Genomic DNA, 12,864 nt, shown 5'->3' on the forward strand with positions numbered 1-12,864 from the left:
GAAATACAATGACGCGATATGAACATCTGGCCACGCTGCTGGCTCAGCGTATCGAACAAGGTTTATATCGCAGTGGTGAGCGCCTGCCCTCGGTACGCAGTCTGAGTGCCGAACATGGCGTCAGTATCAGCACCGTGCAGCAGGCTTATCATCTGCTGGAAGAGAAGCAGATGATTACGCCGCAGTCGCGCTCTGGCTATTTTGTGGCCTCGCGTAAGGCGACGCCCCCGATGCCTGCGCTGACCCGTCCCGCACAGCGGCCGGTTGAGGTAACGCAGTGGGATGCGGTGCTGGAGCTGATTAACAGCCGTCTGGAAGATGATGTGTTGCAGCTGGGAAGCGGTATGCCCGATCTGACCCAACCGACGCTTAAGCCGCTGTGGAAAGCCTTCAGCCGACAGGCTCAGAAGCAGGACATCGCGCTGCTCAATTATGACAACCTCTATGGTGTTCTCGCACTGCGGCAACAGGTTGCACGACTGGCGATAGATAGCGGTTGCCAGCTCACCGCCGATGACATTGTTATTACCACCGGCTGCCATGAAGCCTTATCGGTAGCCGTGCGTGCGGTCTGCGAGCCGGGCGATATCATTGCTGTTGAGTCGCCTTCGTTTCACGGGATCATGCAAACCCTGCGCGGCTTTGGCATTCGTGCCATTGAGATCCCGACTGATGCGGTAACCGGCATCAGCCTGGAAGCGCTGGAACTGGCGTTTGATCAATGGCCGATTAAAGCAGTCGTTGTTGTACCGAACTGTAATAATCCGCTGGGATTTATCATGCCTGAGCCGCGTAAGCGGGCATTGCTTGCCCTGGCGCAGCGGTTTGACGCGGCGGTCATTGAAGATGATGTTTATGGTGAGTTAGCCTGGGAATATCCGCGCCCAGCGACCATTAAAGCGCTGGATCTCGATGGCCGGGTTCTGCTGTGCAGCTCCTTTTCCAAAACGCTGGCGCCAGGTTTGCGTGTCGGCTGGGTTGCACCCGGCCGCTATCGCGACCGTGTACTGCACATGAAATATATCGTCACAGGTTCCACCGCCACACAGCCTCAGCATGCGGTCTCCGAGTTTATCCGCCAGGGCCATTATCAGCCCCATCTGCGCCGGATGCGGCAAATCTATCATCGTAACTATGAAACCTTTAGCTGCTGGGTGCGCCACTACTTTCCCTGCGGCATCTGCGTTTCCCGTCCTCAGGGCGGTTTTCTGATGTGGATAGAGCTCCCCGAAGCGTTTGATGCGGTCCGGCTCAATCGCGAATTGCGCGACTCAAAAATTCAGATAGCCGTAGGCTCACTCTTTTCGGCCTCGGGTAAATACCGTAACTGTCTGCGCTTAAACTACGGGCTGCCGATCAACGAGCAGACTGAAAAGGCGCTGGCGCTGGTGGGTGCAGCCGTCGAACGCGCCATGCTCTCGTGCCAGCATGAGACGCAGATTTCAGCTTCAACTCTCGCATAGCGAAAAGAAGAAGCAGGACCGGCAAGAGGAGGGAACCGGCCCTGGTCAGATAACCTTAACCTGACGGAGGCCACGTTAAGGTTTTGGATCAGAGCACGCCAGCGGCAACATACGCTTTTGCGCGTCGCTTTCCCGGCAGAAACGCTGGCGTTACTGGTTTTGCAGCCGCTATGCGGGATAGCTTCCACAAATCTTTATTGGTGAGGCTCTGCCAGCGCCAGCAAAGTACGTGTTGCTTCACGCCAGTCATCTGCCTGGGTAATCGCACTCACCACCGCAATACTCCCTACGCCGGTTGCCAGCACGTCAGGTGCCCGAGCAATCGAAATACCGCCAATTGCCACGGTGGGGATATGCGTCAGGCGCGTCAGATGCCGCTTCAGCTGCTCAATGCCCTGCGGCGCAGAAGGCATCTCTTTGGTCTGCGTCGGGAAAATATGTCCAAGCGCGATGTAAGAGGGCTGGATTGCCAGTGCGCGGTCCAGTTCAGCATCGTCATGGGTGGAGAGCCCCAGACGCAATCCTGCCTGATGAATCCGGGCAAGATCGGCGACATCGAGATCCTCCTGACCCAGATGCACGCCATAAGCCTGATGCTTTATCGCCAGCTGCCAGTAGTCATTGATAAACAGGCGCGCGTCATAGCGTTTACCCATTGCAATCGCCTGAGCGATGGCGGGCTCGGCGACCTCATCGGGCTGATCTTTGATGCGCAGCTGCAGTGTACGAACGCCCATCTTCAGCAGGCGCTCAATCCAGTCGGGGCTATCAACCACCGGATAAAGCCCCAGGCGCGGGGCGGTAGCGGGAAATGCGGGCATCGTTACTCCTCCTTAATGGCATCGGCGGGATGATAAAGCTCACCGCCGCGCCGACGAAAACGGTCTGACATTTGCGCCATGCCCACTTCAACGGGCTCGGCGTGCGTATCCTGACGTACTGCGAACTCGCGCACCTCCTGGGAAATTTTCATCGAGCAGAACTTAGGGCCACACATCGAGCAGAAATGGGCCACTTTGCCCGACTCCTGCGGCAGGGTTTCATCATGCATAGCCCGCGCCGTATGGGGATCCAGCGCCAGATTAAACTGATCTTCCCAGCGGAACTCAAAGCGCGCTTTAGACATGGCGTTATCACGGATCTGCGCACCCGGATGGCCTTTCGCCAGATCGGCGGCATGCGCCGCGATTTTGTAGGTGATCAACCCCTGCTTCACATCCTCTTTGTTCGGCAGACCCAGATGCTCTTTGGGCGTGACGTAACACAACATTGCGCAACCAAACCAGCCAATCATGGCAGCACCGATACCGGAGGTGAAATGGTCATAGCCGGGCGCGATGTCGGTGGTCAGCGGGCCAAGGGTGTAGAAGGGGGCTTCATCGCACAGGTCGAGCTGTTCGGTCATGTTGCGGCGGATCATATGCATCGGGACGTGCCCCGGGCCTTCAATCATGACCTGAACGTCATATTCCCAGGCAATACGGGTCAGTTCGCCCAGGGTACGCAGTTCGGCAAACTGCGCCTCATCGTTGGCATCCTGAATGGAACCCGGACGAAGGCCATCGCCCAGCGACAGGGAGACATCATAGGCGGCGCAGATTTCACATATCTCCCGGAAGTGCTGATACAGGAAGCTCTCCTGATGATGCGACAGGCACCATTTCGCCATGATAGATCCACCCCGCGATACAATTCCGGTCAGACGTTTCGCCGTCATCGGGACATAACGCAGCAGCACGCCAGCGTGGATAGTGAAATAATCGACACCCTGTTCCGCCTGCTCAAGCAGCGTATCGCGGAATATTTCCCAGTTCAGCGCCTCGGCCACGCCATTCACTTTTTCCAGCGCCTGATAAATCGGCACTGTACCGATTGGCACCGGGCTGTTTCGCAAAATCCATTCGCGCGTTTCATGAATATAACGACCGGTAGAGAGATCCATCACCGTATCGGCACCCCAGCGAGTCGACCAGACCAGTTTTTCCACCTCTTCCTCAATAGAAGAGGTCACCGCCGAGTTACCGATGTTGGCATTGACCTTAACCAGAAAGTTGCGGCCAATGATCATCGGCTCCGATTCAGGGTGATTGATATTGGCAGGGATAATGGCGCGTCCGGCAGCGACCTCCTGACGTACAAACTCGGGCGTGATACTGGCTGGCAGATGCGCGCCAAAACTGTGGCCGGGATGCTGTTGCAGCAATACCTCACTGCGGATTCGCTCACGGCCCATGTTTTCCCGCAGTGCGATAAATTCCATCTCCGGGGTGATGATCCCCTGGCGGGCATAGTGCAATTGCGTGACGCAGCAGCCTGCGCGGGCACGGCGCGGTGTCGGCAGTTGATCGAAACGCAGATGATCCAGCCCCTCGTCAGCCAGCCGCTGCTGGGTATAGCCTGAGCTGTTCTGTTCGAGAAGTTCGCTGTCGTCGCGTTCAGCAATCCAGCGGGCGCGCAGCTTTTCCAGGCCCCGATGAACATCGATCTGTGCCGCGGGATCGCCATAGGCACCCGCCGTGTCATAGACCGGTACCGCTTCGTTCTGCTCATAGAGAGGCTGTTCTTTGCTGCCGCCGATGTGAGTCGGGCTTAGCACGATTTCACGCATGGGAACGCGAATATCCTCGCGGCTGCCGGTAATCCAGATGCGGCGGGACTGGGGAAATGCACTGCCGCTTTGCAGGGAATCAATAAATTCCTGCGCCTGGGCACGCTGTTCACGACGGGTTGTTTTTTGGTCAGACATAGCAATCTTCCTGTTAAGGGGGAACGATGCTTGTCCGGAGTTCGGAAGGAGTAACCGTATAGACAGCGTAAGCATGCTGGTATACAGAGAATATTTACTCTTGTTCCCTTCGCAGGTTCTAACCTGATCAGGTTCCGCGGATCCCGAATTAACGGTCTCAGCCCAACTTGGGCACTCCGACAAGAAGCTGTTTTTACGCGGGTGTCTGATAACAGAGCCAGGCGTAAAAACCTTATATTTCAAAGCAAAAATAAAAAAGGTTCTTTGGAGCACTCTCCTCAGAACCTGTTCAGCATAAAAGGGCTACGGGATAATCTCAACCCCTTTGCCGGAGATGATGATTAAGCCGGACGCGCGATATGGCTGTCATTGGCAACCGGCGGGGGGACAAGCTGGTTGTCCCATGCCAGCTGAATCAGCTTATCTTCCAGCGTAAAGCGTGCTTCCAGCACTTCACCCACTTCGGAGAGTGCCTGCTGGAAGGTCATGCAGTTCTCGTCGTCGATCGCCTGCTGCAGGTGGCCGTCATACAGCTGCATCAGACGCTCAGTATTGGCTTCCAGCGGTGGATAGATCTGTGCGGCGGCAATCATCGGGCTGTCGCCACTCATTTCACTGATCACGCGTTCATAGATACTGAAGTGACCCGCAGAAAGATAATCGACCAGACCGTGACAGAAGTTGTCCAGAGCCTGCTCATCAAGACGCGTCAGCGCCTCTTTGTTTGGTTTAAGTCCGACCAGGTGATAATAGGTCACCAGTAGCTGACGACGGGCTTCAAGCCACGAATCGACCAGTTCATTACTGCCACCTACGCGTTCAGCCAGGACGTCTAACTGGTTAAGCATATCTAACTCCATGTGAGTTATAGTTGTTTATCTACACACTTAACATCAGGGCTTCAGCGTGCGAGTTGACGCTAAGGATGACGAAATAAATGCAATGCGAAATCTCAAGCGTAGACGCTGGATGGTGGATTGTCAGCCATGAACAGAAACTTTGGTTACCACAAGGTGATTTACCCCACGGAAACGCCGAAAAATTTGGTTTGACCGGCAGTAAAGCCCGGACCATCGGTGAGTGGCAGGGCGAAAAAGTCTGGCTGATTTGTGAGCCGCGTTCTGCCGATATGTTCTCAGTACGACAGCTGATCGATCAGGATGTGGCGCTGTTTCAGCTGGTGGGTCGCGGTGTGCAACTGGCGGAATTCTACCGTTCTCATCGCTGGTGCGGCTATTGCGGCCATGAAATGCACCAAAGCAAACATGAATTTGCCTGTCTCTGCAGCCATTGCCGCGAGCGTTACTATCCGCAGATCGCACCCTGCATCATTGTGGCTATCCGTCGCGGTGATGAAATCCTGCTGGCGAATCATGCCCGCCATCGCAACAAGGTCTACACCGTGCTGGCAGGTTTTGTGGAGGTGGGCGAGACGCTGGAGCAGGCCGTTGCCCGCGAAGTGATGGAAGAGAGCAATATCCGCGTCAAAAACGTCCGTTACGTTACCTCCCAGCCGTGGCCCTTCCCGCAATCGCTGATGACAGCCTTTATGGCGGAGTATGACAGCGGCGATCTGCAGCACGACGGTAAAGAGCTGCTGGATGCGGCCTGGTTCCGTTTTGATGAGCTGCCGTTGCTGCCACCGCCAGGCACCGTGGCACGCCGCCTGATTGAAGATACCGTCGCTCTGTGCCGCACCGAAGTGTGAAAGTGCTACACTACACGCCTGTTATTGAGAGAGTGTTGAGATGAGTGAACTGAAGAACGATCGTTATTTGCGTGCCCTGTTACGTCAGCCGGTTGATGTCACGCCGGTCTGGATGATGCGACAAGCCGGGCGCTATTTGCCGGAGTACAAAGCGACACGCGCCCAGGCGGGTGACTTTATGTCGCTGTGTAAAAACGCCGAGCTGGCCTGTGAAGTTACCCTGCAGCCGCTGCGCCGTTATCCGCTGGATGCCGCCATCCTCTTCAGTGACATCCTGACCATTCCGGATGCGATGGGACTGGGTCTCTACTTTGAAACCGGCGAAGGCCCGCGTTTCTCAAACCCTGTGACCTGTCGCGCTGACGTTGAGCGTTTGCCAGTACCCGATCCCGAAATGGAGCTGGGCTATGTGATGAATGCTGTCCGTACCATCCGTAAGAACCTGAACGGCGACCTGCCGCTGATTGGCTTCTCCGGCAGTCCGTGGACGCTGGCCACCTATATGGTGGAAGGCGGGAGCAGCAAGGCGTTTACCAAAATTAAGAAGATGATGTATGCCGATTCCGCTACGCTCCACGCGATGCTGGATAAGCTGGCCGACAGCGTCATCCTCTATCTCAATGCTCAGATCCGCGCCGGTGCGCAGTCCGTTATGGTGTTTGATACCTGGGGTGGCGTGCTGACCGGTCGTGATTACCGCGAATTCTCACTCCATTACATGCACAAAATTGTCGATGGCCTGCTGCGTGAAAACGACGGTCGCCGCGTGCCGGTGACGCTCTTCACCAAAGGCGGCGGACAGTGGCTGGAAGCGATGGCCGCCACCGGTTGTGACGCGCTGGGTCTCGACTGGACCACCGATATTGATGACGCACGCCGTCGCGTGGGCGACAAAGTAGCCCTGCAGGGCAACATGGATCCTTCTATGCTCTATGCGGCACCTGAGCGTATCGAACAGGAAGTGGCTGGGATCCTGGAGCGCTTTGGCTCGGGCACCGGGCATGTCTTTAATCTGGGTCATGGTATTCATCTGGATGTGCCACCGGAAAATGCGGGCGTCTTTGTTGAGGCGGTACACCGTTTATCACGTCCCTGGCATCAGGAGTAATCATGGATATTGCCGCACTTCGCGCTGAGCAGTTACAACGCGCCGCTGATGTGGTGCGAGAAGATGACTTTGATGTGCTGCCACCCCGCTTTATCGGCGGGGCGGACGTTGGATTTGAGCAGGAAGGCACCATCACCCGGGCGGCGATGGTGATACTGGAGTATCCCTCCTTAAAGCTGGTGGAGCACCGCATCGCACGCGTTGAGACCACCATGCCTTATATTCCGGGCTTTCTCTCATTCCGTGAATATCCAGCGCTGATGGCCGCCTGGCAGATGCTGGAGCAAAAGCCGGACCTGCTGTTTGTGGATGGACACGGTATTTCGCATCCACGACGACTTGGCGTCGCGTCACATTTTGGCCTGCTGGTCGATGTGCCCACCATTGGTGTCGCGAAAAGTCGCCTGTGCGGCCGTTTTGCCGATCTGGATGCGCAGCCTGGCAGTCGTCAGCCACTGATCGACAAAGGCGAGCAGATAGGCTGGGTATGGCGCAGCAAGCTGCGGTGTAATCCGCTGTTTGTCGCCACCGGCCATCGTGTCAGCCTGGATACCGCGCTGCAGTGGGTCGAAAACTGTACGCGTGGTTACCGGCTGCCGGAACCGACCCGCTGGGCCGACGCGGTTGCCTCGAACCGAACCGCTTTCCAGCGCTGGCAAAACGCGCTTTAACACTGTTTGTGCTGCGGTTTTGCAGTTACACTGCGGCCAGCGAAACGAATAAGAGCCACCTTTATGTTACAAAATCCCGTTCATCTGCGTCTGGCGAAGCTGGAAAGCTGGCAGCACCTTACTTTTATGGCCTGCCTGTGCGAGCGCATGTATCCCAACTATCGCGCGTTCTGCGAGCAGACTGAATTTGCCGATCCGGCACTCTATCGCCGTATTCTTGATCTGATCTGGGAAAACCTGACGGTCAAAGATGCGAAGATTAACTTCGACAGCCAGCTGGAAAAGCTCGAAGCCGCCATTCCGGATGGTGATGCGTTTGAGGTTTACGGCGTTTATCCGGCTATCGATGCCTGTGTGGCATTAAGCGAAGTCGTACATGCGCAGCTGAGCGGTGAAACTCTTGAGCATGCAATTGAAGTCAGCGAGACCTCAATTACCACTATCGCCATGCTGGAAATGACCCAGGCTGGACGCGAAATGACCGACGAAGAGCTGCGTGAAAACCCGGCTATCATCGATGAGTGGGACCTTCAGTGGGAGATTTTCCGCCTGCTGGCGGAGTGTGAAGAGCGCGACCTTGAATTGATTAAAGGTCTGCGATCTGACCTGCGTGAAGCGGGAATTAGCAACATCGGTATAAATTTCCAGCAGTAAGGCGATAAAACGTGACTTCAGGCCCGAATTAGCGCGCCTGGAGGCTTCACATTGGCCCCCTGTCTGGTCTACATTTGGGGGGCTGAAAATTGTGGCTATCGGTGCGTGCAGGCAGAAGAGTGCCAGAATATGGCTTTTCCCTCGCACTCGTTGCTTAGCAAGCGATAAATACACTTTAAGGATAACTTATGAACAAGACTCAACTGATTGATGTGATCGCAGAAAAAGCTGACCTGTCTAAAACCCAGGCAAAGGCAGCGCTGGAATCTACTCTGGCTGCGATCACTGAGTCTCTGAAAGATGGTGATGCTGTACAACTGGTTGGTTTTGGTACTTTTAAAGTGAACCACCGCGCTGAGCGTACCGGTCGTAACCCGCAGACTGGCAAAGAGATCAAAATCGCTGCAGCAAATGTACCGGCATTCGTGTCTGGTAAAGCGCTGAAAGACGCCGTTAAGTAAGACGTCGCACTGCGGTTAAGCTTTAAAACAGGGGGCGTTTCGCCCCTTTTGTTTAAGAGGCCAGCCATCATGACCCCGCTGTTTCAGCGTTTATCTGTTCTGTTTCTCTCCCTTTTTCTTTTCGGTTGCAGCTCTACTCCGGATATTCCCCCCTTTTCTGCCAGTGGCTATCTTGCCGATCGTGGTGTTGTTCGTATCTGGCGTAAAAACAGCGACCACCAGTCGGTCCATATCCGCACCTTCTATACGCCGTTCAGTGGCGGTGAGGGTGAAGTGACGGATTATGTCTGGCTGGAAGAGTCGTTGATCAGCATCCAGCGTCAGGTGAAGGGCAACCAGCCTGATGATGTGACCCTGCGCTTTGACCAGGCTGGCGGTCTTAACTTTATGCAGCGCCAGCTTTCAGGCCGGCGTGAAGCGGTCAGCCCGGATGCGGTTGAGCTCTATAAGTTTGATGCCGAGCGGATGCGTAACCTCAGCGATGCGCTATTAAGTGGTCAGGTGTTCCTCAGACAGGGACACTGGCTGGGAAACAATGTGCTGGAGAGTTGCGAAGGCCAGCAGGTCAGACCCGCTTTTGACGCCGACGCTCTGCAGATGCTGACACAGCAGCAACGCCGCGCATCGGCACCGCTGATGGTGTCATGGCTGGAAGCGCCGGAAGGAATACAGCTATTGCGGGTCAGTCAGCAGGATGACTGCTCACAGCAGCCGACAGAAGAAGATATGTGAATTGAAAAGGGGGCACCTGGTGCCCCCTGAACTTATTTGCGATTAATGGCGCGGTAGCCGATATCGCGGCGACAGAAGCTGCCCTGCCATGAGATTGGCTTTGTCAGCTCATAAGCCCGCTTTTGTGCCGCGGCCACATCGTCGCCCAGCGCGGTTACGCACAACACGCGGCCACCGTTTGTCAGCACCAGGTCCTCTTCCAGCCGTGTTCCGGCGTGGAATACCTTGCCGTCAGCAACTTCTTCCAGTGGCAGACCGTGAATCTGATCGCCCTGAGTGTAGTCACCCGGATAACCGCCCGCCGCCAGGACCACACCCAGCGCAGGGCGGGGATCCCATTGTGACGTTTTCTGATCCAGCTTACCGTCACAGGCGGCCAGGCAAAGATCGACCAGATCCGACTGCAGGCGCAGCATGATCGGCTGAGTCTCCGGATCGCCGAAGCGGCAGTTGAATTCGATCACTTTCGGCTGCCCGGTGTGATCGATCATCAGGCCGGCATAGAGAAAACCGGTATAGACGTTGCATTCAGCCGCCATGCCGCGCACGGTCGGCCAGATAACCTGATCCATAACGCGCTGGTGGATCTCATCGGTGACAACCGGAGCCGGAGAGTATGCACCCATTCCGCCGGTGTTCGGACCGGTATCGCCATCGCCCACGCGTTTGTGATCCTGGCTGGTGGCCATGGGCAGCACATGCTCGCCGTCCACCATCACGATGAAGCTGGCTTCTTCGCCATCCAGAAACTCTTCAATCACAATACGGTGTCCGGCATCGCCAAAGGCGTTTCCGGCCAGCATATCCTGAACCGCATCCTCAGCTTCCTGCAGCGTCATTGCCACAATCACGCCTTTACCTGCGGCCAGGCCGTCGGCTTTGATGACGATAGGGGCGCCTTTCTCACGCAGATACGCGAGAGCGGGCTCAACCTCGGTGAAGTTCTGGTATTCCGCACTCGGGATCTTATGACGCGCCAGGAAATCCTTGGTGAAAGCTTTAGAGCCTTCCAGCTGCGCAGCGGCCTGAGTCGGACCAAAGATAGCCAGCCCGGCCTCACGGAAGGCATCCACGATGCCAATCACCAGCGGCGCTTCGGGGCCGACAATCGTCAGATCAATCTTTTCACGCCGGGCAAACTCAAGCAGGGCAGGGACATCAGTTGCACTAATCGCGACATTCTGCAGCGCAGGCTCTAATGCGGTGCCCGCGTTACCCGGTGCCACAAACACGGTTTCCGCCAGCGGCGACTGGACAGCTTTCCAGGCCAGAGCATGTTCACGTCCGCCATTGCCGATTACTAAAATTTTCATCTGTTTCTCTCCAGAACGATTAATGGCGGAAGTGACGCATGTCGGTGAAGATCATGGCAATGCCGTGCTCATCAGCCGCCGCAATCACCTCTTCATCGCGGATGGAGCCGCCAGGCTGGATGACGCAGCTCACGCCTGACGCGGCTGCCGCATCAATACCATCACGGAACGGGAAGAAGGCATCCGACGCCATGGCTGATCCTTTTACTTCCAGCCCTTCATCGGCTGCTTTAATGCCGGCAATCTTAGCGGAATAGACACGGCTCATCTGTCCGGCACCGATACCGATGGTCATGTTGTCGCGTGCATAAACAATGGCGTTAGACTTAACGAACTTCGCTACTTTCCAGCAGAACAGCGCATCACGCAGCTCCTGTTCGGTTGGCTGACGTTTACTGACGACGCGCAGCTGGCTGGCATCAACCATGCCGAGATCGCGATCCTGTACCAGCAGACCCCCGTTGACGCGTTTGAAATCCAGTGCAGCAGTACGGTTTTGCCATTGGCCGCAGATCAGGACACGGACATTCTGCTTCGCGGCGGTAATTTTCAGCGCGGCCTCGGAAACCGCTGGCGCGATAATCACCTCAACAAACTGGCGGCTGATAATGGCCTGCGCAGTTGCTTCATCCAGCTCGCGGTTAAAGGCGATGATGCCGCCAAATGCGGAGGTCGGATCGGTCTGGTAAGCACGCTCATAGGCTGCCAGCAGAGAGTCACCGGTCGCTACGCCACAAGGGTTCGCATGTTTGACGATGACGCAGGCGGGTTCACTGAACTCTTTTACGCACTCCAGTGCAGCATCCGTGTCAGCAATGTTGTTATAGGAGAGCGCTTTGCCCTGAACCTGCCGGGCAGTCGCCACTGAAGCTTCAGTGATGTTCTCTTCTATATAGAAGGCAGCATCCTGATGGCTGTTTTCACCGTAGCGCATATCCTGCTTCTTAATGAAGTTCAGATTCAGGGTACGCGGGAAACGGCCGGCGGGCTGATTACGATCACCGTGATAGGCGGGCACCAGGCTGCCAAAGTAGTTAGCGATCATGCTGTCATACGCGGCAGTGTGTTCAAACGCTTTGATCGCCAGATCGAAACGGGTCTCAAGCTTCAGACCATTTTCATGGGCATCCATTTCGGCAATGATCGCATCGTAGTCGCCGCTGCTGACCACGATTGCCACATCTTTATGGTTCTTGGCAGCAGAGCGCACCATGGTCGGGCCACCGATGTCGATATTTTCCACTGCATCTTCCAGTGAACATCCTTCACGGGCGACGGTCTGTGCAAAGGGATAGAGGTTAACGACCACCATGTCGATTGGGCTGATATCGTGCTGCGCCATAATGGCATCATCCTGGCCGCGACGACCTAAAATGCCGCCATGCACTTTCGGATGCAGGGTTTTGACGCGTCCATCCATCATTTCCGGGAAACCGGTGTAGTCAGAGACTTCTGTGACAGCCAGACCCGCATCCGCCAGCAGGCGAGCTGTTCCGCCTGTGGAGAGCAGTTCGACACCGCGACTTGAGAGCGCCTGAGCAAATTCGAGGATACCGGCTTTGTCAGAGACACTGAGCAATGCGCGGCGTACAGGACGAGTTTGTTGCATGGTGGTTTATCCCTTGGCTTTGTTTCGCGTATATAAGAGCGTTACATCAGGCTTTACAGCGATTTTCTCTTCTCTATATAGGAAGAAAAAATCAAAAACCTCAGGTAACGCCCCGAAAAGGGGTGTCCGGAACTTCGCCCGGCATTGTAGCGAAAACGTTTGCGTGATGCTCGCCTAAATTTATCTGGCCCGACTAATGTGGATAACATTGTGTGTAACTGCGTATAACAGCCGCTTTTGCTGTGGAATGCAGCGAACGCTCTTTTTTATGCAATTTATGGGTTGCGCCTCTCAGACAACTCCCTATAATGCGCATCCATCAACACGGCACACCGGCAACGGAAAACGGGTTGAGAGGCACAGGAGACTGCGCCGCCGGAGAAAAACTTCTGAGAAAGA

Annotated in this window: 12 protein-coding genes and 1 riboswitch; of the genes, 7 read left to right on the plus strand and 5 right to left on the minus strand. The window is 55.7% G+C overall.

Features of this window, described 5'->3' with window-relative positions:
• The first annotated feature begins 8 nt into the window (after window positions 1–8).
• A complete protein-coding gene (locus HFD95_RS21725; protein ID WP_163799751.1) occupies window positions 9–1,463 on the plus strand; it encodes a PLP-dependent aminotransferase family protein in 1,455 nt (484 codons plus the stop codon).
• 194 nt (window positions 1,464–1,657) lie between these two features.
• On the opposite strand, the gene thiE is transcribed toward HFD95_RS21725, so the two are convergent.
• The 3 genes from thiE to HFD95_RS21740 form a co-directional block, all read right to left on the minus strand.
• Window positions 1,658–2,284, minus strand: coding sequence for a thiamine phosphate synthase (gene thiE / locus HFD95_RS21730; protein WP_061704445.1), 627 nt, complete (start codon window positions 2,282–2,284; stop codon window positions 1,658–1,660).
• Between the two features lie 2 nt (window positions 2,285–2,286).
• Window positions 2,287–4,209 (minus strand): phosphomethylpyrimidine synthase ThiC, encoded by a 1,923-nt coding sequence (gene thiC, locus HFD95_RS21735; protein ID WP_167430703.1) that lies wholly within the window; start codon window positions 4,207–4,209, stop codon window positions 2,287–2,289.
• A gap of 87 nt (window positions 4,210–4,296) precedes the next feature.
• Window positions 4,297–4,398: riboswitch (TPP riboswitch) on the minus strand.
• 152 nt (window positions 4,399–4,550) lie between these two features.
• Window positions 4,551–5,057: an Rsd/AlgQ family anti-sigma factor gene (locus tag HFD95_RS21740; protein WP_010261059.1), complete on the minus strand. Its 507-nt coding sequence runs from the start codon at window positions 5,055–5,057 to the stop codon at window positions 4,551–4,553.
• 89 nt (window positions 5,058–5,146) lie between these two features.
• On the opposite strand from HFD95_RS21740, the gene nudC reads away from it, so the two are divergent.
• The 6 genes from nudC (at window position 5,147) to HFD95_RS21770 (ending at window position 9,543) form a co-directional block, all read left to right on the plus strand.
• The gene (nudC, locus tag HFD95_RS21745) at window positions 5,147–5,917 is read left to right on the plus strand and encodes an NAD(+) diphosphatase (protein ID WP_064691050.1); all 771 of its coding nucleotides are present in this window, start codon (window positions 5,147–5,149) and stop codon (window positions 5,915–5,917) included.
• 40 nt (window positions 5,918–5,957) lie between these two features.
• Window positions 5,958–7,025 (plus strand): uroporphyrinogen decarboxylase, encoded by a 1,068-nt coding sequence (hemE, locus tag HFD95_RS21750; RefSeq protein ID WP_167430704.1) that lies wholly within the window; start codon window positions 5,958–5,960, stop codon window positions 7,023–7,025.
• Window positions 7,026–7,027: 2 nt separating this feature from the next.
• Window positions 7,028–7,696 carry a deoxyribonuclease V gene (gene nfi / locus HFD95_RS21755; RefSeq protein ID WP_010261068.1) on the plus strand — a complete coding sequence of 223 codons (669 nt, stop codon included), beginning with the start codon at window positions 7,028–7,030 and terminating at the stop codon, window positions 7,694–7,696.
• A gap of 63 nt (window positions 7,697–7,759) precedes the next feature.
• Window positions 7,760–8,350 carry a YjaG family protein gene (locus HFD95_RS21760; RefSeq protein ID WP_010261070.1) on the plus strand — a complete coding sequence of 197 codons (591 nt, stop codon included), beginning with the start codon at window positions 7,760–7,762 and terminating at the stop codon, window positions 8,348–8,350.
• Window positions 8,351–8,538: 188 nt separating this feature from the next.
• Window positions 8,539–8,811, plus strand: coding sequence for a nucleoid-associated protein HU-alpha (hupA, locus tag HFD95_RS21765; RefSeq protein ID WP_003850136.1), 273 nt, complete (start codon window positions 8,539–8,541; stop codon window positions 8,809–8,811).
• Window positions 8,812–8,880: 69 nt separating this feature from the next.
• The gene (locus tag HFD95_RS21770) at window positions 8,881–9,543 is read left to right on the plus strand and encodes a DUF1481 domain-containing protein (protein ID WP_010261073.1); all 663 of its coding nucleotides are present in this window, start codon (window positions 8,881–8,883) and stop codon (window positions 9,541–9,543) included.
• 32 nt (window positions 9,544–9,575) lie between these two features.
• On the opposite strand, the gene purD is transcribed toward HFD95_RS21770, so the two are convergent.
• Window positions 9,576–10,856: a phosphoribosylamine--glycine ligase gene (gene purD, locus HFD95_RS21775; RefSeq protein ID WP_167430705.1), complete on the minus strand. Its 1,281-nt coding sequence runs from the start codon at window positions 10,854–10,856 to the stop codon at window positions 9,576–9,578.
• A gap of 19 nt (window positions 10,857–10,875) precedes the next feature.
• A complete protein-coding gene (purH, locus tag HFD95_RS21780; RefSeq protein ID WP_061704441.1) occupies window positions 10,876–12,465 on the minus strand; it encodes a bifunctional phosphoribosylaminoimidazolecarboxamide formyltransferase/IMP cyclohydrolase in 1,590 nt (529 codons plus the stop codon).
• Between the last annotated feature and the right edge of the window lie 399 nt (window positions 12,466–12,864).

This window comes from Pantoea sp. EKM10T, from assembly GCF_011800685.1.
GTDB lineage: Bacteria > Pseudomonadota > Gammaproteobacteria > Enterobacterales > Enterobacteriaceae > Pantoea > Pantoea agglomerans.